Genomic DNA, 23455 nt, shown 5'->3' with positions numbered 1-23455 from the left:
TATTTCTAATGGGTAAATTTAAAAGTTTTGATGATTTTCAACGTACGATTCATAAAGGATTGGATAGACAAGAAAATCATAAAGAAACAAATTTTATCTCAAATGTAAATAATGATTCAACTGAATTACCTTTAGAACTGTCAAACAAAAATATTAAAAAGAAAAGAAGAAAAATACGAATTAAAAAGAAATGGAAAACAAGATTTATGATGGGATGTGCTGTCTTTTTTATAATTTTGTTGAGTTTTCTTTTTTTACCACTCCCTTTTGGAGATATTCGTGTTACCGGAAGCGCTGTAGTAACTAGAAGTGATATTATTTTTGAAGGTAAGATTAAACATCCCGTTAATGTATTACAAATTAATATTTCAAATGTAAAACAGCGACTATTACATGATATTAGAGTTTCTTCAATAGATATAAAAAGATCCTTTCCTTTTTATATAGATGTTATTGTTCATGATAGGACTCCTTATGCTATTGTACAAGGAGATTACGTATATGCTGTTCTTGATAAAAATGGAAGAGTAATGGATACACAAACTTCGATTAGTGGATTAGATCTTCCTATTATTACGGGAAAGAAATTGGGAAATCTTTTATTAGAAGATATAGTACAAGAAGAGTCTATTAATAAAGCACTTCAATTTATCAGTTCTCTTAGTCAAGATGGATTTAAACAATTTTCTGAGGTAAATATAGGACAACCAAATAATATTATTGCCTATACCAGAGATGGTATTGCAGTGCATTTAGGTTCCGGGGAACATATTGATAAGCAAGCTGTTATGGCAGAAAATATGGTTGGAGATATTATGGCAAGAGGATTATCTGTTGAATATATAGAAGTAAATTTGACATCTCCCTTTATAAAACTTAAAAAGTAAATATCTTTTGGGTAGGATAGTATATACCTATAGATAATTTGTTTAAAATATTGTAAAATAAATGAAAATAGTATGAATATATTCTCATAAAAGTAATTTATGTAACCAAGAAGCATCGAAGGAGGATAAAAATGAGTGATTTAGCAAATATCAAAGTAATTGGCGTTGGTGGTGGCGGAAACAATGCTGTTAATCGAATGATAGACGCTAAAGTACAAGGTGTTGAATTTATTGCAGTAAATACAGAATTGCAAGTTTTAGATAAATCCAATGCTGATGTAAAAATTCAAATCGGAGAAAAAGTTACACGTGGATTAGGTGCAGGTGCTAAGCCCGAAGTTGGTGGAAATGCAGCAGAAGAATCTCGTGATGAAATAATAAAAGCCCTGACCGGTGCAGATATGGTATTTGTAACTGCCGGAATGGGTGGCGGTACAGGTACTGGTGCAGCACCTGTTGTAGCACAATGTGCTAAAGAATTAGGAGCTTTGACCGTAGCTGTAGTAACTAAACCATTTTCCATTGAAGGTAAAATTCGTATGAATAATGCTTTTTCTGGAATTGAAAAGTTAAAGCAAAATGTAGATGCTATATTAGTAGTTCCTAATGATAAGTTATTAGGAATTATTGATAAAAAAACATCTGTAAAGGATGCTTTTAGATTGGCAGATGATGTCCTTCGTCAAGGGATTCAAGGGATTTCAGACTTAATTACTGTTCCGGGAGTAATTAATCTCGATTTTGCTGATGTAAAAACTATCATGAGCGATCAAGGTGAAGCACTTATGGGAATTGGTATTGGTTCTGGAGAAAGTCGTGCGAGTGATGCTGCTAAACAGGCTATTTCAAGTCCATTATTGGAACGTAGTATTGAAGGTGCTAAAGGTATTATTATCAGTATTACCGGTAATGAAGATTTGGGATTGTTTGAAATTAATGAAGCTTCTCAAATTATTACTGAAGCTGCTGATCCGGATGCAAATATTATTTGGGGAACAGCTATTGATCCGGATATGGATGATACCGTTAAGATTACTGTTATTGCTACAGGATTTGCTGATGGTAAGAAAATATCTTCTATGGGAACAACTACCTTTGGTGGGGGTGCTCGTTCATCTACTATAGCGGTACCAGATTTCCTGAAAAAATAATAATGATTATCAGGGCCACACCGCATTTGCAGTGTGGTCTTTTGGTTTAATAGGAGATTATATATGAAATGTCCTTTTTGTGATAATCCAAATACTAAAGTAACGGATTCTCGTGATACGGATGATGGAGCTTCTATACGTCGAAGAAGACAATGTTTATCTTGTGATAAACGCTTTACTACTTATGAAACCATAGAACAAGGTGTACTTCGTGTTATGAAAAAAGATGGTACACGTGAAATGTTTGATAGAAATAAAGTGCGAAGCGGAATAGTCAGGGCTTGTGAAAAACGAAATATCAGTTCCGAACAAATTGAACGCATGGTAAACTCTATTGAACATCATGTTAGAAGTGATCCTTGTCAAGAAGTAACTACTGAAAGTATTGGGAATTTTGTTATGGATGAATTAAAAAAAATAGATCAAGTAGCCTATGTTCGTTTTGCTTCGGTTTATCGAGAATTTAAGGATATTAGCAGTTTTATGACAGAATTAAAAACGTTGATGGAAAGTAAGAAATAAAACCATTATATGAAGAGGTATAACAATGGATATTATTAAGAACGGATTTATTAACCATCATAAAGTGTTAGAAGATACTATGGATTTAATTCCTGTTGTACAAAAGATGGCAGAAATATGTCTTAACTCTTTAAGAAATGGGAATAAGATTTTAATTTGTGGTAATGGCGGTAGTGCTGCAGATGCACAACATATAGCTGCTGAACTTATAGGTAGATTTTGTAATGAAAGAATTTCTCTTCCCTCCATTGCTTTAACCGTTGATACTTCTATCCTTACTTCTATTGCAAATGACTATAATTATGATATGGTTTTTTCGAGACAGGTAGAAGGATTAGGTGTGCAGGGCGATGTCTTTTGGGGAATTACTACCAGTGGGAATAGTACTAATGTAATTGCTGCTACAGAAACAGCAAAAGAACTTGGATTAACTACTATTATTTCTACAGGAAAAGATGGTGGAATGATTAAAAATGTAGCAGATGTTTCACTGATTATCCCATCCAATAATACTGCACGTATACAAGAGATGCATATGTTATGTGCACATTTAATATGTGAAATAATAGATCAAGAAAATTGGTAAAATGAAATCATTACATAAAAATAAAGCGGTTTTTTTAGACCGAGACGGCGTTCTTAATGTTGATAAACATTATTTATATAAAATATCTGATTTAGAGTGGATTCCCGGTGCTATAGAAGCAGTTGTACAATTATCTCAATTGGGATGGAAAATAATTGTTGTTACGAATCAAAGTGGTATTGCAAGAGGATATTATACAGAAGATGATGTAATGACATTACATCATTATATGGCAATGATAATTAACAATGCCGGAGGAAAGATTGACAAATTTATATATTGTCCTTATCTAAAAGGTGCAAAAATAAGTAAGTATGATAAAGATTCTATAGATAGAAAACCTGCGCCGGGAATGATTTTAAAAGGGATCAAAGCATATGACTTAGAACCTACAAAATGCTTTTTAATAGGGGATAAGAATAGCGATATGGAGGCAGCAGAACGTGCAGGAATGCCTGGATTTTTATTTAAAGGTGGACGACTTGATACATTTGTACTTCATTGTCTTACTTTATTAAAAGATAAGAAGGATTTTCATGTATAAAAATATTTTAATTATAAAAATGAGCTCATTAGGGGATGTTATACATACACTTCCCTCTCTTTTTGTTTTGAGAAAAACATATCCAAATGCAAAAATTACTTGGGCTGTTCATTCTGCATTTGCCGAAGTACTACCTGGAAAACCATGGATTGATGAAGTTTATATTATTGATAGGAATAAAATAAAAAATTTAAGCTATCTCAATCAAGTACGAAAAGAACTACATGCACATCATTTTGATTTGGTAATTGATTTTCAAATGATTGCTAAAAGTGCAATTATTTCATTTCTTTCCGGAGGGAAAAAACATATCGGATATTGGGATGCTAGAGAAGGTAGTTGGCTTGTTAATCAACCTATTAAAGGTTTACATAAAACAGGGCATATTATTGAACAATTATTAGATGTTACTCGATATTTAGGTTGTAAAGTAACTTCTATAGAATTCCCTTTTGCAGATATCACAAAAGCTACTAAATCTGCAACACGCAAGTTACAACAAGCGGGTTTACAGGGGAATTATATTGTTCTAGTTCCGGGAACTAGAGGAGAATCGAAGAAATGGCCTATTGATTGTTGGGGAGAACTGACAAATCGATTATCAAATAAAGGGATTTACACTGTACTTTTAGGCACACAAGAAGAAATTTATTTACAAGAAAAAATTCTAAGTATAACTAATTCCTCATTCGTACTTCCTTTAATGGGTCAAACTTCTTTATTAGAGCTAGTTGCAATAGAAAAAATGGCTAAGGTTCATGTTTCTTCTGATACAGGACCATTACATATTGCCAATGCAATGAAAACATCTATGGTAGCATTATTTGGACCTACACTTCCTAAGCGAAGTGGTCCTTATGGAAATTTATTATATACAGTTATATTGGCAGATCATGCAGGGGAACAAAATTCAGATATGAATACCATTTCTGTAGACCAAGTGTATGAGGCTGTTATAAAAAGATATAAAGAACAAATTGCATATATTTAATATGGAAAGGGCTGTAATTGTATGCAACTAATTACTAGCAGATCAAATAGGTGGGTTAAACTTGCAGAACAGTTAAAACATAGAAAATTTAGAGATAAATATGCTCAATTTCTTATGGAAGGGATTCGTTCCACAGAAGATATTCAAAAACAACAGATTTCAGATGTAATTTGTTTTTTTACTGATAATGCAACTCAAAATGATAGAGTTAAGAAAATTATAAAAAAGGGTGATTCGTTACATTGGGTTTTATTGTGTGTAACTGAATCGATTATGAAAGCTATTACAGGAACAGAAAATACACAAGGACTTCTTTCTATTGTAAATAAAAAAATATATCCACATCATGAAATTAGAACATTGAAAGGACATTATGTACTTTTAGATAGGATACAAGATCCTGGTAATATGGGAACCATTATTCGTACTGCAGCTGCTGCAGGATGCAAAGGAATATTACTTACCTCTGGATGTACAGATGCTTATTCAGAAAAAGCAGTGAGAAGTTCTATGGGAAGCATTCTTCGTTTACCTATTTATGAAGATGTAAAAATGGAAGAACTTTTAGAATTGAAGACAAGAAAAGATTTCACAATTATTGGAACTTCTTTTACTAATGCTAAATCTTATAGAGAATATACTCCATTTGCAAATGGTATTATTGCATTTGGTAATGAAGGAAATGGAATATCTGAAGAAATATTAAAACTTTGTGATTATTCTTTATACATTCCGTTACATAATAATGTAGAGTCTTTAAATGTTACTGCAGCTGCTGCTATTATCTTATTTCATACAGAACATATAAATTAAAGTATAGCAATATCTTTTATAATTAATCGGGGAATATATGAAAAAAAGGCTAATTGTAAATGCGGATGATTTTGGAATTCATGGTGTAGTCAATGAAGCTATTTATCAAGCACATACAAAGGGAATACTTACCAGTGCTTCTTTAATGGCAGGATCTGATGCATTTGATGAAGCAGTGAAGATGATAAAGTCTTTACCTACATTAGGAGTTGGAATTCATTTAACACTTGTGGGAAACATTAAAACGGTTTTACCGGCGAAAGCAGTTTCTTCACTTACATGGGAAAGTGATGTATTATGTAAAGATTATATAGAACTTATAAAGCGTGATATAAAAGGGCTTATTAATTTGCAAGATGTATATGATGAGTGGGATGCACAAATTAACAAAATATTAAAAGCTGGCATTCAAATTACTCATTTTGATAGTCATCAACATATGCACATGTGGCCATCTTTTTTTAAAGTGGCTGTAGAACTAGCTAAAAAGTATAATATTTTAAAAATCAGAGTTCCTAATGAATCATTATTGTTTGGGATAACAGAAGGAAATTTAATGAGATGGATTTCCAAAAATGGATTGACACTGCTTTCTAATAAAAATCAAAGATATTTACGTAAACATAATTTTATAACTAATGATAACTTTCGGGGAATGCTTTATGGGGGAGCTTTATATGAAGAGCGTCTTATTCGATGCATTTCACATATGGATAAAGGATTGACTGAAATTATGTGTCACCCTTCTACTGATAATCAAGCTATGGAAGAAATTTTTCATTGGGGATATCATGGTGAAGAAGAATTGCAAGGACTTTTATCCGAACATGTTAAAGAATGGATTCAAAAAAAGGATATTATATTAACTTCGTATCAAGAAATTAGGAATTAAAATGGCAAAAAACACATCAAGAGAATTTTATTTGGTAGACTTTCAAATTCTATCAGAAGCAATTAAGAAAACTATTAGAACAAAACAATTATTAAAAGAAGGTACCGTATTAACGATTAATGAAGCGGTTAAGCGGACAGGAATCAGTCGTAGTGCTTACTATAAGTATAAAGATCATGTAGCACCTGCTGTAGATGTAAAAGATGAAAAAGTATATTCTCTTGTGATTACTGTAGCAGAAGACATAGCAATTTCTTCAAGAATCATAAGAAAAATTGCTAAAGGGAAAAATCAAATTATTACCATTCATAGGAGTCTACCTGTCAATAAATTTACTATGCTTAATGTTGTGTTTGAGTCATTAGAATTAAAAAGTAGTGTAATAAAATTGATTGATGTCATAAAAAACATGAAAGGCGTAAAAAAAGTAGACCTTATAGGAAGAGATAAGTTATAAAGTGATATCAAATTAAGTTATTCAGTTTGTTATATTTGCTTGACAAACAATAATGAGCTGTGTATTCTTGTAATGTAGTTGTCGGGACGTAGCTCAGTTTGGTAGAGCGCTACCTTGGGGTGGTAGAGGTCGCATGTTCAAATCATGTCGTTCCGACCATTTTTATGTGTTTTTATTGTGAGGTCATCCATATGAATAAAATTAAATCTGTGATGCTCTTAACGTTATTGAGCATAATTTTGATGGCCATTGGTGGAGTGGTTGGCGGTCGTCAAGGTGCCTTATGTATGTTGGCAGTTTCATTTGTTATTAATTTTATTAGTTATTGGAATTGTGATAAAATTGCATTAATGCAATATAATGCACAACCTATTACAAAAGAAGAAGCTCCTGAACTTCATCAATTAGTCAGACGACTATCTGATAATGCTTCTATTGCTATGCCTAAATTATATGTTATACCAACAGATGTTCCCAATGCATTTGCAACGGGGAGAGATGATAAACATGCAGCAGTAGCTATAACACAAGGATTATTAAATCTTCTAAATAAAGATGAATTGGCGGGTGTTATCAGTCATGAATTATCACATATTAAGCATCGGGATACTTTAATTATGACTTTAGCCGCTTCTATCGCGACAGCTATTAGCTACATTGCAAATATAGCCCAATGGAGTGCGATATTTGGCGGTCGCCGTGATGAAAATGGAAGCAGTAGTATTATTGGGCTTTTGGCTACTATAATAGTGGCACCTATTGCTGCTTCTATTATTCAATTAGCACTTTCTCGTTCTAGGGAATATATGGCAGATGCTTCGGGTGCTGAAATTAGTGGTAAACCGTTAGCTTTAGCAAGTGCATTGCAGAAATTAGATAATTATGCACATCATAAAGTTATACCGGGTGCTAAACCTTCCACATCCGGGTTATTTATTATTAATCCTTTATGTGGGGTACGCGGTATTCAAAATTTGTTTTCAACGCATCCTTCTACGGAAGAGCGTATTGAAAAGTTGCAAAATATAGCAGCTGATATGAATTTATTTTAAGGAGGATTTACTCATGGCAGTAGAGAAGACTTTAGTTTTGGTGAAACCGGATGGAGTAAAAAAGCATATTTGTGGAGAAGTGATTTCTCGTTTTGAAAGAAAAGGATTAGCTCTTCATGCTATTAAATTAATTGAGGTATCCATGGAGTTAGCTAAAAGACATTATGGTGAACATGAAGGGAAACCATTTTTTCAAGGTTTAATTGATTTTATTACTTCTGGAAAAGTATTAGCAATGGTAGTAGAAGGTGAAAATGCTATTGCAGCTGTTCGCCAAATTAATGGTGCTACCGATCCGCTTAAAGCAGTACCAGGGTCCATTCGTGGCGATTTTGCAACTTCTATTGACGAAAATATTGTACATGCATCAGATGCACCGGAAACAGCTGCAAGAGAAATTGGTCTCTGGTTCCCGGAATTGTCCAATTAATTAATTTAAAGAGAATTTTTTGAACATAACATAAAGATAAATAAAATAAAAAAGGGACATTCTGCATGGAATGCCCTTTTTCTATTTTTGTATCGATAATACATGGGGGAATAAATCATGGAAATCTTGGCACCGGCAGGTTCACCTGAGTTGCTTTATGCAGCTATTGCAGCAGGAGCAGATGCCGTTTATTTAGGGGGAGAATTTTTTAGTGCAAGAAAATTTGCAGGAAACTTTGATAATCTTCAAATGAAAGAAGCTGTTCATTTGTGCCACTCCCGAGGAATTGCCGTTTATGTAACTTTAAATACTTTAATTTCAGATAATGAAATAGATAAAGTTAAAGAATATCTTAGATTTCTTGATTCTATTTATATTGATGGATTATTGATACAGGATTTAGGAATTGCTTATTTAGCAAATAAAATAACACCTAATATTCCACTTCATGCAAGTACACAGATGACGGTTAGTAATCTTGCGGGTGTTCAATTTCTTGAATCCCTTAATTTTAAAAGAGTGGTTCTCTCACGTGAATTATCTTTGGATGAAATTGAATATATAGCAAACAACTGTAGAGCTGAAATAGAAATTTTTGTACATGGAGCTTTATGCGTATCCTATTCAGGACAATGCTTGATGAGTAGTTTTATAGGTGGAAGAAGTGGTAATAGAGGTGCTTGCGCACAACCATGTCGTATGCCATATCATTTAACAGATGATATGGGACGACCTATAAAAAAAGAAAGTGGACGATATATTATCAGTTTAAAAGATATGTCCGGGATTCAAGACATAGAAAGAATAAAAAAATCTAAGGTTGTGTCTCTAAAAATAGAAGGGCGCATGAAAAGTCCTGAATATGTTTATGATGTAGTATCCTCTTATAGAAAAGCATTAGACCAAGATTGTTGTACCGGAATGGAAGAAACTTCTCAGTTACAGAAAAAGCTTGAAAAACGTTTTTATAGAGGCTTTACTTCTGCTTATTATCATGATGATATTGGAGCGGATATGATGACATCAATAATTCCCGGTAATCGTGGAATTATGGCAGGTACGATAGAAAAAATTAATCAATATAGTTTTTTATTTAAAAATATAGTCAATATTTCACAAGAACATATTACAGGAGTTTCTTATGTAACTTCAGATTATAAAATAGCCTTTATTTCAGAAAAGAATATAAATAAAGTTAACGGAAATATATATCAATGTTTAATGCAAAAGAAACCTCTTGATAAAAGTCATATTTATTGGCATATAAAAGAACGAAAATATAATATAAATCGCGAAAAATTGCAAGGGAAAACAATTATAGATTTTTCTGTTTTTGCAGCAGTGGGCAGTCCTCTTACTTTAATAGCTTCTGATAGAAATAATCACTCTATTACGATTCGTTCTTCTTATCAATGTGAGAAAGCTAATAAACATGTAGCATCTTTAAAAGATGTAAAAGAACAGCTTATGCGTTTAGGCGGAACTCCTTTCTTATTAGGCGATTTGAAACTTAAAAATAAAGAGTGTATGATACCGAAAAGTATTCTAAATACTTTACGAAAAGAAGCTGTTCATCATTTAAGCAATTGTATTGAAAAAGATTTTGTAAAATCTACACATAACTTTTCAGATAAAATAATACCGCTACCTAATATACAAACAACCACATTTTCTATGAAACCTGAAATAAGTATTCGTACAGAACAGATAGAACAAGTTAAAAGTGCTTTAAAGGCTGGTTGCAAAGAAATTATATTTGGTGGAGATTCTTATCACCACCAAGTACTTTCTGTTTCAAAATATAAAGAGGCGCTTGAATTAGTGAAAAATGCAAATGGTCGGATTATTTTTGCAACACCTAGAGTTTTAAGAGAAAAACATAGTAAGGAATATCTTCTTTTGCTATCTGATATAGCTAAGTTAAAACCGGATGCTATTGAAGTATCTTTTTTAGGAATATTAAACTGGTATAATAAGTATATAAAAGATATACCTCTTGTAGGTGGTTCCTCTCTTAATATTTTTAATAAAGAAGGATTAAATACGATTGCTAGGCTAGGCATGTCAGGGGTAATGCTTTCACCTGAACTTACAATTAAACAAATAGCATATATGACTACAAATACAACTATTCCTATTGGTATTACAGCTTTTGGTAGATCAGAAATGATGATATCTGACTATTGTGTCATCGAATCTGTAATTACCGGAGATAAAAAGAAAAAATGTCCGGGTATATGCTTACACCATCACTATAATCTTAAAGATGAACAAGGGCGATTATTTCCGATACGGACTGATGAATGGTGTAGAATGCATATATTGAATAGTAAAGTTTTAGATATGCGACCTTATATGAATAAACTAATACAAGCAGGTGTTCATCGAATCCATATAGATGCTAGAGCTATAGAAGGAGATATCTATAAAATTACTCGTTCTTTTGTAGATATTCTCTCAGGTGATGCACCATTACCGAAAGTCGATAGTAATGCTACTATTACACGAGGCCATTTTTTTAGAGGAGTTTTATAATGAACAGCCATGTTCTACATACACTTGAATTCAATCAAATACAAAAAATGTTAGTTGATAGAGCCGGTTCTACTTTATCCAAAGAAATGGCTATGAAATGGTGTCCTTCCAGTGAATATGAAATAATCCAAAATTGGTTAAATGAAACAGATGAAGCTTTTCGATGTTTACACAAAGAAGTTTCTATGCCATTAGGACAAACTCATGATATAAGAACTGTGTTATCTAAGGCAGAAAAAGATATATGTATAATGCCGAATGAATTTACCGATTTATTGACAACACTTCTAACATATGAGAAAATGCACCATTATTTTGAGGGAGAGCGTCATCTTATATATCCTACATTAGAATCACTGTCACAGAGAATGATATCTATGGAAGGATTAGTATTAAAATTAAATCGTGTTTTTGATGATACCGGAAAAATAAAGGATAATGCATCATCAAAGTTATCACGAATTCGTACGACAATAGTAGCTTTAAAATCTAGAATTCGTCGTGCTTTACAGCATATTATTAACGATAAAGAACAAGCTGTTTTTTTTCGAGATGCTATTATTACACAAAGAAATGATCGTTATGTAGTACCTATAAAAGAAGAGTATCGCTATAGATTTGATGGTATTGTTCACGACAGATCTTCTACCGGACAAACCCTATATATGGAACCGATGATTTCTGTACAGTTAAATAATGATTTAACTGAAGCCTATGCAGAAGAAAAATCGGAAATTCGGAACATTTTATTGTCTTTAACAAAAGAAGTCTATAAAAATTCTAAAGAAATATATTTAAATTGTGAATTAGCAACACAAATGGAGTTTGTGTTTGCACGAGGACAATTAGCCTTGGATATGCAAGGAATAAGAGCTGTATGCTCTAAAAATGAAGTGTATCTTAAAGAAGCTCGGCATCCATTAATAGATGTAAAAAAAGTCGTTCCTATTTCTTTGCCTTTAGGAAAAGATTATAAAGTATTAGTTGTTACCGGTTCTAATGCCGGGGGGAAAACTATTGCAATAAAAACATTAGGCATTTTAGCATTAATGAATCAAGCCGGATTATTTATTCCTGCACAGGAAGGATCTTTATTGCCTATTTACGAAAATATTTATGCAATTATTGGTGATGATCAAAGTATTCAATATAATTTATCAACATTTTCAAGCTATATTACACAATTGAGTTCTTTTTTAGATAAATGCACATCTTCTGATTTGGTTTTATTGGATGAATTGGGATCTGGAACAGATCCAATCGAAGGTGCGGCCTTAGCAGAATCTGTTACTGAATTTTTATGCCAAAAACAAGTATCTACTATTATTACTTCTCACTTTAGTGAAATGAAAAAAATGGCTTATGAATCAGAAGGAATTGAAAATGCCTTTGTAGAGTTTGATTTAAAAACATTAATGCCTACTTACCGTTTAATTATTGGTGTAGCAGGTAATAGTAATGCATTTAATATTTGTAGACGTTTACATTTAACAGATGAAGTAATTAATAAAGCGATTAAGTTAAAACAAAATTCTCCATATAACAATATGGAATCGATTATGTCCAACCTTAATGAGCAAATGCAACAGATTCAAAAAGATAAACTTCTTATAGAAAAAACATTATATGAATCTCAACTGCTAAGAGATGAACTTAAGAAAGAAAGAGATTTATTGTTTGCTAAACGTAAACAAATATTAGAAAAAACACGAGAAGAGTCCGAAGCTATTAAACGCAATCTTCGTGTAGAATCAGAACTTATTATAAAAGAATTAAAGAAAAAAGTTTCTTCAATGAATAGAGAGACTTTAAATTTACATGTAGCGCATATTCGAGATAAGATAGATGGACTGCGTCTGCCTAATAATAAACTGGAAATACAAAGAAAGTATCCTAAAACATTAGCTGTAGGGGATATGGTGTTTATCGACACGTTAGGCAGTAATGGAACTATTACGGCGATATCAGGAAAGAAAATTACAATTGCTTGTGGAACTATTAATGTAACAGTAGATAAAAAACATTGCTTTATTCCAGAAAAAAGTAATATTTCATCCAGTGTAAAGGTTACTCCTAAAATTCGTGTTTCTAAAAATTATAGAGAAACAGCAATTTCTAAAGTTAGTACAACTCTTAATATTATTGGAAAAACTGTTGATGAATCTATTTTTGAAGTGGATAAGTTTTTAAATGATGCATTTATGGCAGGTATTTCACCGGTTCAAATTATTCACGGGAAAGGCACAGGAAGTTTACGCAAAGGAATTCATACACATTTACGAACTTTACCTTTTATAAAAGAATTTCATCTTGCAGATGCTAGAAATGGAGGTGCTGGGGTTACAGAAGTATATTTGTGACTTTAAAACTTGACCAAATAGAGCTGGAACGATATATTTAAAAAGTGAAGTAATCATTTTACTTTTTATTTGGGAAATAATTTTTATATAAATATTAAAAAATACATTTGTAATGTATTTAGAGAAGGGATGCTGATTTAATGATTCACATTGTGACAGATAGTACCGCAACTATTCTGCCGGAAATACTTGCTAAACATTCTAATATTCATATGGTTTCACTTACTCTTTGCATAGATGGGGAATATGTAGAAGAAAGTAAAACTACCATTGATGATGTAATTGCATACTCTGAAAGAGAAAAGAAATCCATTCCTACCAGTCAACCGTCTACTGGTGATTTTTTGAGTGTATTCAATTCTATTCCTAAAGAAGATAGTATTATTTGTATTAATCTTACTTCAGCGGTAAGTGGAACTGTTAATGGCGCCAGACTAGCTGCTAAACAATGCAATAATAAAAATGTAGCTGTTATTGACTCTCATACTACTGCTATTGGAATATGCCATATGGTACAGGATGCATTAGAGTTTATTGATGCAGGTATGGAATTTAATGACATTGTCGAGAAGTTAAATCAAGTTTCTTTAAAAATGAGATCTGAATTTACTATTCCTACATTAGACTATTTAAGACGTGGAGGGCGTTTAGGTAAAGCGGCGGGTCTTATTGGAAGTATTTTAAAAATTAAACCGATTATTTATGTAGATGAAACTAACCAATTAGATTCTCTAGATAAAGTTCGTACAGAGAAAAAAGCTATATCAAGTATGATTAAATATTTGGAAGAAAACTCTCCATGCAAGAGAATTGGAGTTGTACATCTTCAAAATGAAGAGAAAGCAAAATTACTAAAAAATACACTTCAAGAGCTTTATCCGAACATAGAAATTACGGTATCTACAGGTACTCCTGTATTAGCAGCCTATCTGGGACCGGGGTTATTGGGAATTATTTTTGAAAGTTTATAAATGAGTGAGGAATATATGTATACAGTAATTGATGGAAAACTGTTCAAAAAAATGTTAATTGGTTCTTATCAGCTTATGAATGAAAAGTGTGAGATTATAAACCAATTAAATGTATTCCCTGTTCCGGACGGAGATACAGGCAATAATATGTTGCATACACTTCGATCTATGTATAGCATGATTGCAGAAATGAATGATTCTGAACCGGTAGGGATTATTGCAGAAAAAGCATCTACCGGGGCTATTATGGGAGCACGAGGAAACTCAGGTGTTATTTTATCTCAAATTATCCATGGGATTTCTAAAGGATTACATGGAAAGAAAACGGCTACTTGTAGACAAATGAGTAAAGCCTTTCAGTATGGGATTTTGTATGCATATCGTGCTATTACTACACCGATAGAAGGAACCATTCTTTCTGTAGCCCGTGGCATTGCCAAAGGGACAAGAGATGTTATTCGTGAAGAACCGGATTTCAGTAAAATTCTTATTGCAGCTATTCACTCCGGAGAAAAAGCACTTGCTAAGACACCGACACAACTAAAAATTTTAGCAGATGCAAATGTAGTAGATGCCGGAGGACAGGGACTTATTTTCTTTTTAATGGGATGTTTAAATGGCTTAACCGGACAAATAACAGAGATTAATGTAACGCCTGTTCAACCGCTTATTAAAAGAATGGAAGCTAAAGGAGAATCTTTTTCTATTGAATATCCATATTGCACGGAATTTATTATCAGTCCATGTAAAATTGGAGCAAAGAAAGTTCGTGAGGCATTAATGTCATGGGGCGAATCCATGATTGTAGCAGAAGGTGACAACTTAATTAAAGTACACATTCATGCTCGTAATCCTGGGAGAGTTTTAGATATAGCAAGCTCTTGGGGGATATTACATGATATTAAATGTGATAATATGATTGATCAATTCCATAAGAATAAGTTAAAGCAAGAACAGCATGTAAAAAAAGAACTGGGGATTCTTACAGTTGTATCTGGAAAAGGTTGGGAAAATATTTATCGTAAATTGGGATGTGATATAGTTTCCGGGGGACAATCCATGAATCCTTCTGTACAGGAGCTTTCAGATGCCATGGAAAATGGACAGTATGACAACTATATTATCCTTCCTAATAATAAAAACATTATTTTAGCTGCTAAACAATTAAAGAAATGGGTTGGGGATAAGATTCAGATTGTAGAATCTAAAGATCCTATGCAAGGACTGGCAGCTGCTATGGCATTTTCTGCTACCAATACAATTAAAGATAATGTAGAAGAAATGACAGAACGAATGAAAGAAATTTCTACAGGTGTAGTTACCAGAGCCGTTCGTGATAGTCGCTTAGGGGAAACTATTATTCGAAAAGATGATTTTATGGCAATGACACCTAATCATACTGTAAAGACTAGTAGAGATTTAAAAACTGCATTTTTTAATTTATTAGAAACATTGATTACAGATGATATGGAAATTATTTCTGTTTATTATGGAGAAGGTTTAGATTCAAAATCTTGTCAACAATTTGTTGATGAGGCAACGGTTGTATATCCTGATGTTGAATTTGAAATGTATGAAGGAAACCAACCTTTATATCCGTTATTTATATCAGCAGAATAGAAAAAACATCTGTTTTCTGTAGAAAACAGATGTTTTTTCTATTTTAAGGAATATGGCGATGAATATCTTATATTTTGTAAGACATGGAGAAACTTCGTGGAATAAAAGTAAAATATATCAAGGGTCTACAGACATTCCTCTTAATAGTACAGGTTTACAACAAGCTAAACTGGTATCTTCTTATTTTAAAGATATTTCTATAGATGATATTTTTACCAGTCCATTAAAAAGAGCATCTGTAACTGCAGAAATTATAGCTAAGCCACATTGTATATCTGTAAAAGAAAATAGGAATTTAATGGAAATGAATTTTGGTCAATGGGAAGGCAAATGTTTATCTGAAATTAATAATGATTGGCCTGGAATGATAGAAGAAATGTATATCAATCCGGATAAAGTAAAAATTCCTGATAGTGAATCTTTTCAAGATGTACAAAAAAGAACCATGCGATTTATCAATGATTTATTAGATAAAAGTCTACAGAAAACTTATGTAATTGTCAGTCATGGCGCAGCCATTCGAACTATGCTTTGTGGGCTGTTAGATATTCCTTTAGAAAAAGGTTGGTGGCTGGGGCAATCGAATGCGAATATTACTTGTATTTATCAACTAAGTTCCGGTCGTAATATTTTACATAAATTAAATTCCACTATACATCTCATGAAATAGACTACTAATCATGGACAAAATAGACCTAATCTTGTATCATTATAAAAGATGAAAAGTGGTGTTTTATATGATACAACAAAAGAAAATTGTCGATTTTCTAAGAAATAATAATCTAGATGGAGTATTTATTTCTAAAAATGAAAACTGCAGATATATAACAAATTTTACCGGTTCTGATAGTTTTTTATTTTTAACAAAAGAACAAATATATCTCATTACAGATAGTAGATATACAGAGCAAGCTAAACAAGAATTAACTTCTGTGGAAATTATTGAGCATAAAGGTCTTATAGCAAATACAATAAAAAAACTTTCAGAAAAGCACAAAATAGACAAGTTAGGCGTAGAAGCAGAGCTTACTTATAAAATGTATCTTTCTTTACATAAAGAAATGTCTTCTGTACAAATAATTGTTTGTTATCCGGATGTTTTCAGAGAAATAAAAACACAGGACGAATTAGAAAAACTAGCTAAAGCTTGTAGTATTTCGGACGAAGGATTTAGGTGTATTGTTCCATACATCAAAGAAGGAAAAACAGAGAATGAACTTCGATGTATGTTGGAATGTGCGATGCTTGAGTTAGGATCAGAAGGAAAATCTTTTGATACCATTGTTGCATCTGGTGTCCGTTCTGCTATGCCACATGGAATTGCAACCGATAAAGTTATTAATAAAGGTGAACTGGTAACTTTTGATTTTGGTGCAATTTATCAAGGATATCATTCTGATATTACAAGAACAGTTGCTATTGGAGATATTTCAGAACAACTTCGCTATATATATGATAGTGTATTAGGTTGTAATGAATATATTGAATCTATACTTAAGGCAGGGCAAAAAGCTTCTGATATAGATGCTAAAGCTCGGAGTTATTTGAAAGAACGAGATTTAGATAAATATTTTAAACATTCATTAGGACACAGCGTTGGACTTGAAATTCATGAAAAACCAGCATTGTCGCCTAAAGATCATACCTTATTAAAATGTGGAATGACGCAAACTGTAGAACCGGGAGTTTATATACCGGGAATTGGTGGTGTCCGTATTGAAGATACGGTTGTTATAGAAGATAATGGTATTTCTATTTTAACTACATATCCAAAAACGTTTTTACAAATGTAAATATTAGGAGGAGTATTAATAATGATTTCTAGCAATGATTTTCGTCCAGGAGTAACTATTGAAATTGACGGTAACGTTTGGCAAGTTATTGAATTTCAACATGTAAAACCGGGAAAGGGTGCCGCTTTCGTTAGAAGTAAGTTAAGAAATTTACAAACAGGATCTGTAGTTGAACGTACATTTAATGCAGGTGTAAAGTTCCCGGCTGCACAAGTTGAACACAAACAAATGCAATATTTATATGAAACCGATGGTTCTTATTACTTTATGGATGTAGAGACTTATGACCAAATCATGCTGAATAAAGAACAGTTGGGAAATGCACTTAATTTCTTAAAAGCAGAAATGGAAGCAAAAGTATTATTCTTTAACGGAACAGTAATTGGGGTTGAAATTCCAAATTCTGTAGAACTAGCTGTTATTGAAACAGAACCTGGAATTCGAGGAAATACTGCAACCGGTGCTACTAAACCCGCTACTGTTGAAACCGGATATATTGTAAGAGTTCCTTTATTTATCAATGAAGGGGATGTTCTTCGTATTGATACAAGAACCGGTGAATATTTAGAACGTGCAAAATAGACATAGTTTGAGGTGATTGGATGGAGACAGCTGAATTTACTACATCTACCGGGACTATACGAATCGCAGTAAGAGTTATTGCAGATATAGCAAATAAAGCCGTATTGGCTGTACCGGGGGTAGCAGGTATAGAAGTGGGTTTATCTGATGCAATTACACAAGCCATTAATATGGAACGTACTGGTGGTGTCAATGTATCGATTAATGAAAAAGGTGTTTCCATTAATCTTTATATTTTAGTTAAACATGGAATCAGAGTACCAGACTTAGCACTTACTGTACAAGGTCGTGTTAAGGAAGCTGTACAAAATCAAACAAATGTAATTGCAGAAGCTGTGAATGTACATATTCAAGGAATTGTATTTGATACTATGAAAGTAGGAGATTTGCATGTCTAATACTTTTATTACTGAAGATGAATTCGAAAATAAAAAAATGCAAGTTATAGAAAAATTGGAAAAAATGTTGTCTTTAGAGGAAAATGTAGCGGAGTTAACTTATAAAGGCATTCAACGTTTTGTTTCAGGTATATCACAAGCATTTGGTAAAACATTTCATAAAGGTGTTTGGCTTCATCGAGAAGAAAGTAAACTTGTAGCGGATATTTCAATAGCTGTAAAACCGAATGTCGATGTATATCAAACTGCATTACACATTCAAGAAAAAGTTAAGACAATTGTTTTACAAAATATGCATGTTTCTGTTTGTGATGTGAATGTAATTATTACTGGAATTACAGAGTAAAGAGGTAATCATAAATAATGAGTAGATCAAGTGCAAGAGCTTATGTTTTGAAGTATTTATATGCAAAAGAAGTTCATCCGGAAGGAATGGATGATTTTTCTTTTATTGTAAATGATACTCCAAAAGAAAATGATTTAGCTTTTGCTGATGCTATTATCCAAAGCGTAGCTGACCATCATGAGGCTATTGATCAATTAATTTCTTCACATTTAAAAAAGTGGTCATTAATGCAAATGAACATAGTAGATAAAAATATACTTCGTATGTCTATTGCTGAATGTGTTTATTTGCAAAAAAAGGATAAATCCGATTTTGCATTAGTAATTGATGAAGCAATTAAGTTGGCAAAAACATATGGTGGAGATAGTTCTTATCGCTTTATTAACGGTATTTTAGATACAATTTTTAAAGAATATCATGGCTAGATTTATAGGAATAGATACGAGTTGTTACACAACTTCTGTCGCTATTTTTGACAGTCAAGAAGGTATTGTAACAGAAGAAAGATTACTATTGTGTGTAAAAGAAGGACATAGAGGACTTGCTCAATCAGAAATGGTGTATCAGCATGTACGAAACCTTCCTTATTTGTTTGATAAAATAAAAAATGAAATGCATTCTATCCAAGGTATTGGAGTGTCTGCGTTTCCTAGAAGGCGGGCAGATTCTTATATGCCCGCTTTTCTGGTAGGAAAAGGAGCTGCCGAGATATTAACTATGGCATATCACGTTCCTATTTTTTATTTTAGTCATCAAGAAAATCATGCATTGGCAGCTATGATAAATGCACCGCATCTTTGGTTGCAACCATTTTATATGATGCATTTATCCGGTGGTACACAAGATATATTGTCTGTTACATGGCAGCAAAATGTAATGAATATTTCAGAGCTCATGACATCTATAGATATTACTGCAGGACAATTAATTGATAGAGTAGGGGTTAAATTAGGATTACCATTTCCGGCAGGAAAACATTTAGAACAATTAGCTAAAAATTCTACTTTTCCTTGTATTTTTCCTGTTGCCAAAATTAAAAATGCATTTAGTTTTTCCGGGGTAGAAACTTCTATTCAGAATACTATATTAAAACAAGAAGCGGCTCCTGCTGATATAGCAAAGGGTGTGCTGGTATGTATAGCTGAAGCATTGAAAAAACAATTATTAGCTTATAGATTTGAAAAATCACGTACTTTAATTGCTATTGGTGGCGTTATGGCAAATACCTATTTACGCAATGTTATAACAGAGATTTGTAAAGAAAAGGGTTTAAATTTATTATTAGCAGATAATCAATATAGCTCAGATAATGCTACAGGGAATGCATTTGGTGCTTATATGCAATTAAAAAACTCTAATATTCATATAGAGAGGGATTAATTTCATGATAATGATTAAATATTTAAACCATAAGCAACAATTAATTAATAAACGACTATCTTCTTTATTGGTTCCTACGACAAGTAAACACAAAACCCTATATGATTCTATGAATTACAGTCTTCTTTTAGAAGGAAAAAGAATACGTCCTGCCTTATTTCTAATTATATTAGAGATGCTAGGTGTTGAGGCGGAATTATATATGGATGTAGCTTGTGCAATAGAATGCATTCATACTTATTCATTAATTCACGATGATTTACCTTGTATGGATAATGATGATTATAGAAGAGGGAAACCGACTAATCATAAAATATTCGGAGAAGCTATAGCTGTATTAGCAGGAGATGGACTTTTGACATATGCATTCCAATTGTTGGTTGAAAACCAACAGCTAAATGCTAGTAAAAAAGCTCAACTTGTATATTTGTTATCTAAAGCTGCCGGTCCTTCCGGTATGGTAGGAGGACAGGCACAAGATATAGAAGCAGAAGAAAAAAATCAATCGTTAAAAGATTTACAAATAATGGATACATGTAAGACCGGGAAACTTCTTACCGTAGCTGTAGATATGGCATCTTATTTAGCAGGAAGTGATATATTATTACAACAAACTCTTCATGAGTTTAGTATTCATCTTGGTATTTTATTTCAAATCACTGACGATTTATTAGATATTAATAGTACACTTGTTTCTATGGGAAAAGATGCTAATAGAGATACACTACTTAATAAATCAACATATGTAACGGAGTTAGGTGTAGAGGGTGCACAAAAGATGGCTAATCAAGAAGCTGAATTAGCTCTTAACTCATTAAGTAAAATTAATGCAGACACAAGCCTTTTAAAACAACTGGTACATTATATTTTAAACCGTAAAGAATAAATGGAATGAGAAATTTTATGTTTGATTATAATATATTGAATCCTGAAAAAGAAAATAAAACTAAAAAAACAAAAGATAAGAAAAAAGAACGATTAGATGTACTTCTTGTTGAAAAAGGATTTTTTAACAGTCGTGAAAGTGCCAAACGACATATTATGACAGGTATTGTATTGGTTGAAAATGTTCCTATAGATAAAGCAGGAACTAAAGTACCTATAAATGCATCTATACGTTTAAAAGGGCAGATTATGCCTTATGTTGGGCGTGGTGGATATAAACTTGAAAAAGCATTGAAGAGTTTTCATATTACACTTAAAGACAAAGTAATGGCAGACTTTGGTGCTTCTACAGGGGGATTTACTGATTGTGCTCTTCAAAACGGAATAAAGAAAGTATTCGCTATTGATGTTGGATATAATCAACTTGATTGGGAATTGAGAAATAATACAAAAGTTGTTAATATGGAGAAAACAAATATAAAAGATATTTCCTTCGATATTTTAAAAGAAAAAGTAGATTTTATCTCTACAGATATTTCTTTTATTTCTGTATTAAAAATCATTCCTGCGGTTAAATCTATACTTAAAGATAATGGAGAGTTAGTAATTTTAATAAAGCCCCAATTTGAAGCAGGACGTGAGAAGGTTGGTAAGGGTGGAATAGTAAAAGATTCTCGTGTACATGAAGAAGTTATTCAAAGGGTAGTAGAAAAATTCTCTGATGAAGGATTTAAAGTTATAGATATTACTTATTCACCGATTAAAGGTGGACAAGGAAATATAGAGTTTTTAGCATATATTCAACGAGAAAAACATGATGATAAACATGTTGTTTTTTCAAAAGATATAATTCATAAAGTTGTTGAAGAGGCACATACATATTTAAAGGAGTGAACCTCATGAAATTTGCTATATTTCCTAATATGGAAAAATCTGTATTTTATAAGCTATTTCCACAATTAGCGGATATATTTAATGAATTAGGCATAGAATATTACCTTCTTGATAAATACAAGAAGAAAGCAGAAGAACATAATTTATTCATTGAAGATAAGCACTATAAATCATTAGAATGGATTACTTCACACGTTTCCTATGTAATGTCTATTGGTGGAGATGGTGCTTATCTTGCAGTAGCTTGTACTATGGCAGATTATCCTGTTGCACAGGTGGGACTTCATATGGGAGATTTTGGATTTCTTAATTTAATTTCTGAAAAAAATTTAAAAGAACGAATGATTCAAATTACGCAAAATGATTATATTTTGGAAAAACGATTTTTTCTTGAATCATATTTAATTCATCAAGATGGTACTAAAAAAATGCTTCCTATTGCATTAAATGATGTAGTAGTTGGACATAGTGCTATTGGTAAAATGGTACGACTTCATTTGCATATCGATAAACAATTTATTCAAACTTATGCAGCTGATGGAATTATTATATCTAGTCCTACGGGGTCTACAGGATATGCTATGTCTTGTGGTGGACCGGTACTACCTTCTGATTCAAAAGATTTTTTAGTAATACCTGTGTGTGTTCATACCGGACTTACTTCTCCCTTAATCATTCCTAATAACGCTGAAGTAAAGATTACTCTTCCGGAGCGAGAAAAAAATGTTCATATTTCATTAGATGGTACTTACACATTTCAAATGGCTCCGACAGATCAATTAATTATTAAAAATTGTCTAAAGCAAATTCGATTTATTCGATTTAAAGATCAAGGTTTTTTTAAAATATTGACTAAAAAATTTGAAAATTATGAAAAGAAAGAATAATTAATAACGGAGGTATTACCATGAAAAGTTCAAGAATTATGAAAATTAAAGAAATTATTCAAAATCAAGTTATTGAAACACAAGAAGAATTAGCAGAGGCATTAAAAGCAGAAGGAATTAATGTAACACAAGCTACAGTATCTAGAGATATAAAGGAACTTAGGCTTGTAAAAGTTCCTTATAAAGATGGTAAATATCGTTATGCAGCTAATTCTGAAAGAATAAAATCAATCCCCAAAAGTCATGCCAGCATTTTATTTCAAGAAGTAGTTACTAAAATTGACCATACAGGAAATTTAGTGGTTATACAAACACTTCCCGGGTCAGCTAACTCTATTGCATCTATTCTTGATCATTTCGAATTTAAAGGAAAATTAGGAACCGTCGCAGGAGATGATACCATTCTTATTATTTTACGTAGTGAGGAAGAATTTCCTGCATTTATGGAGTATCTTGACGAAGTCTTTTAATTGTAGGAG

General features: G+C 32.3%; 26 protein-coding genes and 1 tRNA gene. All 27 read left to right on the top strand.

Annotation, left to right across the window (positions count from 1 at the left end; genetic code table 11):
• Positions 1 to 8: 8 nt before the first annotated feature.
• Positions 9 to 887 (top strand): cell division protein FtsQ/DivIB, encoded by an 879-nt coding sequence (locus BCB69_RS02725; protein WP_069176949.1) that lies wholly within the window; start codon positions 9 to 11, stop codon positions 885 to 887.
• Between the two features lie 131 nt (positions 888 to 1018).
• Positions 1019 to 2038: a cell division protein FtsZ gene (ftsZ, locus tag BCB69_RS02720; protein ID WP_022513429.1), complete on the top strand. Its 1020-nt coding sequence runs from the start codon at positions 1019 to 1021 to the stop codon at positions 2036 to 2038.
• 63 nt (positions 2039 to 2101) lie between these two features.
• A complete protein-coding gene (gene nrdR / locus BCB69_RS02715; RefSeq protein WP_022513430.1) occupies positions 2102 to 2560 on the top strand; it encodes a transcriptional regulator NrdR in 459 nt (152 codons plus the stop codon).
• A 25-nt stretch (positions 2561 to 2585) separates the two neighbouring features.
• Positions 2586 to 3146: a D-sedoheptulose 7-phosphate isomerase gene (gmhA, locus tag BCB69_RS02710; RefSeq protein WP_069176948.1), complete on the top strand. Its 561-nt coding sequence runs from the start codon at positions 2586 to 2588 to the stop codon at positions 3144 to 3146.
• A gap of 1 nt (position 3147) precedes the next feature.
• On the top strand, positions 3148 to 3690 hold the full coding sequence (locus BCB69_RS02705) for a D-glycero-alpha-D-manno-heptose-1,7-bisphosphate 7-phosphatase (protein ID WP_069176947.1): 543 nt from the start codon (positions 3148 to 3150) through the stop codon (positions 3688 to 3690).
• Positions 3683 to 4681, top strand: coding sequence for a glycosyltransferase family 9 protein (locus BCB69_RS02700; protein WP_069176946.1), 999 nt, complete (start codon positions 3683 to 3685; stop codon positions 4679 to 4681). Before BCB69_RS02705 ends, BCB69_RS02700 begins: the two co-directional genes overlap by 8 nt.
• A gap of 21 nt (positions 4682 to 4702) precedes the next feature.
• On the top strand, positions 4703 to 5494 hold the full coding sequence (locus BCB69_RS02695) for a TrmH family RNA methyltransferase (RefSeq protein WP_069176945.1): 792 nt from the start codon (positions 4703 to 4705) through the stop codon (positions 5492 to 5494).
• 37 nt (positions 5495 to 5531) lie between these two features.
• Positions 5532 to 6386 carry a ChbG/HpnK family deacetylase gene (locus BCB69_RS02690; protein WP_069176944.1) on the top strand — a complete coding sequence of 285 codons (855 nt, stop codon included), beginning with the start codon at positions 5532 to 5534 and terminating at the stop codon, positions 6384 to 6386.
• 1 nt (position 6387) lies between these two features.
• Positions 6388 to 6843 carry an ACT domain-containing protein gene (locus BCB69_RS02685; RefSeq protein ID WP_022513405.1) on the top strand — a complete coding sequence of 152 codons (456 nt, stop codon included), beginning with the start codon at positions 6388 to 6390 and terminating at the stop codon, positions 6841 to 6843.
• Positions 6844 to 6925: 82 nt separating this feature from the next.
• A tRNA-Pro gene (locus BCB69_RS02680) sits at positions 6926 to 7002 on the top strand.
• Between the two features lie 32 nt (positions 7003 to 7034).
• Positions 7035 to 7895, top strand: coding sequence for a zinc metalloprotease HtpX (locus BCB69_RS02675; protein WP_069176943.1), 861 nt, complete (start codon positions 7035 to 7037; stop codon positions 7893 to 7895).
• Between the two features lie 13 nt (positions 7896 to 7908).
• Positions 7909 to 8325, top strand: coding sequence for a nucleoside-diphosphate kinase (ndk, locus tag BCB69_RS02670; protein WP_022513406.1), 417 nt, complete (start codon positions 7909 to 7911; stop codon positions 8323 to 8325).
• A gap of 117 nt (positions 8326 to 8442) precedes the next feature.
• Entirely contained in the window at positions 8443 to 10860 is a 2418-nt protein-coding gene (locus BCB69_RS02665; protein ID WP_069176942.1) for a U32 family peptidase, read from the top strand.
• Positions 10860 to 13220: an endonuclease MutS2 gene (locus tag BCB69_RS02660; protein WP_069176941.1), complete on the top strand. Its 2361-nt coding sequence runs from the start codon at positions 10860 to 10862 to the stop codon at positions 13218 to 13220. Before BCB69_RS02665 ends, BCB69_RS02660 begins: the two co-directional genes overlap by 1 nt.
• Positions 13221 to 13360: 140 nt before the next feature.
• Positions 13361 to 14191, top strand: a complete 831-nt coding sequence (locus BCB69_RS02655; protein ID WP_022513409.1) for a DegV family protein — start codon at positions 13361 to 13363, stop codon at positions 14189 to 14191.
• A 15-nt stretch (positions 14192 to 14206) separates the two neighbouring features.
• Positions 14207 to 15811, top strand: a complete 1605-nt coding sequence (locus BCB69_RS02650; RefSeq protein WP_069176940.1) for a DAK2 domain-containing protein — start codon at positions 14207 to 14209, stop codon at positions 15809 to 15811.
• A gap of 58 nt (positions 15812 to 15869) precedes the next feature.
• The gene (locus BCB69_RS02645; RefSeq protein ID WP_022513411.1) at positions 15870 to 16481 is read left to right on the top strand and encodes a histidine phosphatase family protein; all 612 of its coding nucleotides are present in this window, start codon (positions 15870 to 15872) and stop codon (positions 16479 to 16481) included.
• 67 nt (positions 16482 to 16548) lie between these two features.
• Positions 16549 to 17604, top strand: coding sequence for a M24 family metallopeptidase (locus BCB69_RS02640; protein WP_069176939.1), 1056 nt, complete (start codon positions 16549 to 16551; stop codon positions 17602 to 17604).
• Positions 17605 to 17625: 21 nt separating this feature from the next.
• Positions 17626 to 18186, top strand: a complete 561-nt coding sequence (gene efp, locus BCB69_RS02635; protein ID WP_022513413.1) for an elongation factor P — start codon at positions 17626 to 17628, stop codon at positions 18184 to 18186.
• Positions 18187 to 18206: 20 nt separating this feature from the next.
• The gene (locus BCB69_RS02630; protein ID WP_022513414.1) at positions 18207 to 18584 is read left to right on the top strand and encodes an Asp23/Gls24 family envelope stress response protein; all 378 of its coding nucleotides are present in this window, start codon (positions 18207 to 18209) and stop codon (positions 18582 to 18584) included.
• A complete protein-coding gene (locus BCB69_RS02625; RefSeq protein ID WP_022513415.1) occupies positions 18577 to 18930 on the top strand; it encodes an Asp23/Gls24 family envelope stress response protein in 354 nt (117 codons plus the stop codon). The genes BCB69_RS02630 and BCB69_RS02625 overlap by 8 nt, the downstream gene beginning before the upstream one ends.
• 17 nt (positions 18931 to 18947) lie before the next feature.
• On the top strand, positions 18948 to 19355 hold the full coding sequence (nusB, locus tag BCB69_RS02620) for a transcription antitermination factor NusB (protein ID WP_069176938.1): 408 nt from the start codon (positions 18948 to 18950) through the stop codon (positions 19353 to 19355).
• Positions 19348 to 20310, top strand: coding sequence for a tRNA (adenosine(37)-N6)-threonylcarbamoyltransferase complex transferase subunit TsaD (locus tag BCB69_RS02615; RefSeq protein WP_022513417.1), 963 nt, complete (start codon positions 19348 to 19350; stop codon positions 20308 to 20310). The genes nusB and BCB69_RS02615 overlap by 8 nt, the downstream gene beginning before the upstream one ends.
• Positions 20311 to 20314: 4 nt before the next feature.
• Positions 20315 to 21196, top strand: coding sequence for a polyprenyl synthetase family protein (locus tag BCB69_RS02610; RefSeq protein WP_173644814.1), 882 nt, complete (start codon positions 20315 to 20317; stop codon positions 21194 to 21196).
• Positions 21197 to 21213: 17 nt separating this feature from the next.
• A complete protein-coding gene (locus BCB69_RS02605; protein WP_083989989.1) occupies positions 21214 to 22089 on the top strand; it encodes a TlyA family RNA methyltransferase in 876 nt (291 codons plus the stop codon).
• 5 nt (positions 22090 to 22094) lie between these two features.
• Complete coding sequence (locus tag BCB69_RS02600; protein WP_069176937.1) at positions 22095 to 22976, top strand: NAD(+)/NADH kinase; 882 nt, start codon at positions 22095 to 22097, stop codon at positions 22974 to 22976.
• Positions 22977 to 22996: 20 nt separating this feature from the next.
• The gene (argR, locus tag BCB69_RS02595; protein ID WP_022513421.1) at positions 22997 to 23446 is read left to right on the top strand and encodes an arginine repressor; all 450 of its coding nucleotides are present in this window, start codon (positions 22997 to 22999) and stop codon (positions 23444 to 23446) included.
• The last annotated feature ends 9 nt before the right edge of the window (positions 23447 to 23455 follow it).

The organism is Dialister pneumosintes (assembly GCF_001717505.1).
Classification (GTDB): domain Bacteria; phylum Bacillota; class Negativicutes; order Veillonellales; family Dialisteraceae; genus Allisonella; species Allisonella pneumosinta.
Note: the sequence above shows the minus strand (reverse complement) of the source record. Positions and strands in the feature narration are given on the sequence as shown.

Excerpts from the sequence above, each read along its gene's own strand:
- BCB69_RS02725 (WP_069176949.1), top strand. The coding sequence starts at position 9 with ATGGGTAAATTTAAAAGTTTTGATGATTTTCAACGTACGATTCATAAA.
- ftsZ (WP_022513429.1), top strand. The coding sequence starts at position 1,019 with ATGAGTGATTTAGCAAATATCAAAGTAATTGGCGTTGGTGGTGGCGGA.
- nrdR (WP_022513430.1), top strand. The coding sequence starts at position 2,102 with ATGAAATGTCCTTTTTGTGATAATCCAAATACTAAAGTAACGGATTCT.
- gmhA (WP_069176948.1), top strand. The coding sequence starts at position 2,586 with ATGGATATTATTAAGAACGGATTTATTAACCATCATAAAGTGTTAGAA.
- BCB69_RS02705 (WP_069176947.1), top strand. The coding sequence starts at position 3,148 with ATGAAATCATTACATAAAAATAAAGCGGTTTTTTTAGACCGAGACGGC.
- BCB69_RS02700 (WP_069176946.1), top strand. The coding sequence starts at position 3,683 with ATGTATAAAAATATTTTAATTATAAAAATGAGCTCATTAGGGGATGTT.
- BCB69_RS02695 (WP_069176945.1), top strand. The coding sequence starts at position 4,703 with ATGCAACTAATTACTAGCAGATCAAATAGGTGGGTTAAACTTGCAGAA.
- BCB69_RS02690 (WP_069176944.1), top strand. The coding sequence starts at position 5,532 with ATGAAAAAAAGGCTAATTGTAAATGCGGATGATTTTGGAATTCATGGT.
- BCB69_RS02685 (WP_022513405.1), top strand. The coding sequence starts at position 6,388 with ATGGCAAAAAACACATCAAGAGAATTTTATTTGGTAGACTTTCAAATT.
- BCB69_RS02675 (WP_069176943.1), top strand. The coding sequence starts at position 7,035 with ATGAATAAAATTAAATCTGTGATGCTCTTAACGTTATTGAGCATAATT.
- ndk (WP_022513406.1), top strand. The coding sequence starts at position 7,909 with ATGGCAGTAGAGAAGACTTTAGTTTTGGTGAAACCGGATGGAGTAAAA.
- BCB69_RS02665 (WP_069176942.1), top strand. The coding sequence starts at position 8,443 with ATGGAAATCTTGGCACCGGCAGGTTCACCTGAGTTGCTTTATGCAGCT.
- BCB69_RS02660 (WP_069176941.1), top strand. The coding sequence starts at position 10,860 with ATGAACAGCCATGTTCTACATACACTTGAATTCAATCAAATACAAAAA.
- BCB69_RS02655 (WP_022513409.1), top strand. The coding sequence starts at position 13,361 with ATGATTCACATTGTGACAGATAGTACCGCAACTATTCTGCCGGAAATA.
- BCB69_RS02650 (WP_069176940.1), top strand. The coding sequence starts at position 14,207 with ATGTATACAGTAATTGATGGAAAACTGTTCAAAAAAATGTTAATTGGT.
- BCB69_RS02645 (WP_022513411.1), top strand. The coding sequence starts at position 15,870 with ATGAATATCTTATATTTTGTAAGACATGGAGAAACTTCGTGGAATAAA.
- BCB69_RS02640 (WP_069176939.1), top strand. The coding sequence starts at position 16,549 with ATGATACAACAAAAGAAAATTGTCGATTTTCTAAGAAATAATAATCTA.
- efp (WP_022513413.1), top strand. The coding sequence starts at position 17,626 with ATGATTTCTAGCAATGATTTTCGTCCAGGAGTAACTATTGAAATTGAC.
- BCB69_RS02630 (WP_022513414.1), top strand. The coding sequence starts at position 18,207 with ATGGAGACAGCTGAATTTACTACATCTACCGGGACTATACGAATCGCA.
- BCB69_RS02625 (WP_022513415.1), top strand. The coding sequence starts at position 18,577 with ATGTCTAATACTTTTATTACTGAAGATGAATTCGAAAATAAAAAAATG.
- nusB (WP_069176938.1), top strand. The coding sequence starts at position 18,948 with ATGAGTAGATCAAGTGCAAGAGCTTATGTTTTGAAGTATTTATATGCA.
- BCB69_RS02615 (WP_022513417.1), top strand. The coding sequence starts at position 19,348 with ATGGCTAGATTTATAGGAATAGATACGAGTTGTTACACAACTTCTGTC.
- BCB69_RS02610 (WP_173644814.1), top strand. The coding sequence starts at position 20,315 with ATGATAATGATTAAATATTTAAACCATAAGCAACAATTAATTAATAAA.
- BCB69_RS02605 (WP_083989989.1), top strand. The coding sequence starts at position 21,214 with ATGTTTGATTATAATATATTGAATCCTGAAAAAGAAAATAAAACTAAA.
- BCB69_RS02600 (WP_069176937.1), top strand. The coding sequence starts at position 22,095 with ATGAAATTTGCTATATTTCCTAATATGGAAAAATCTGTATTTTATAAG.
- argR (WP_022513421.1), top strand. The coding sequence starts at position 22,997 with ATGAAAAGTTCAAGAATTATGAAAATTAAAGAAATTATTCAAAATCAA.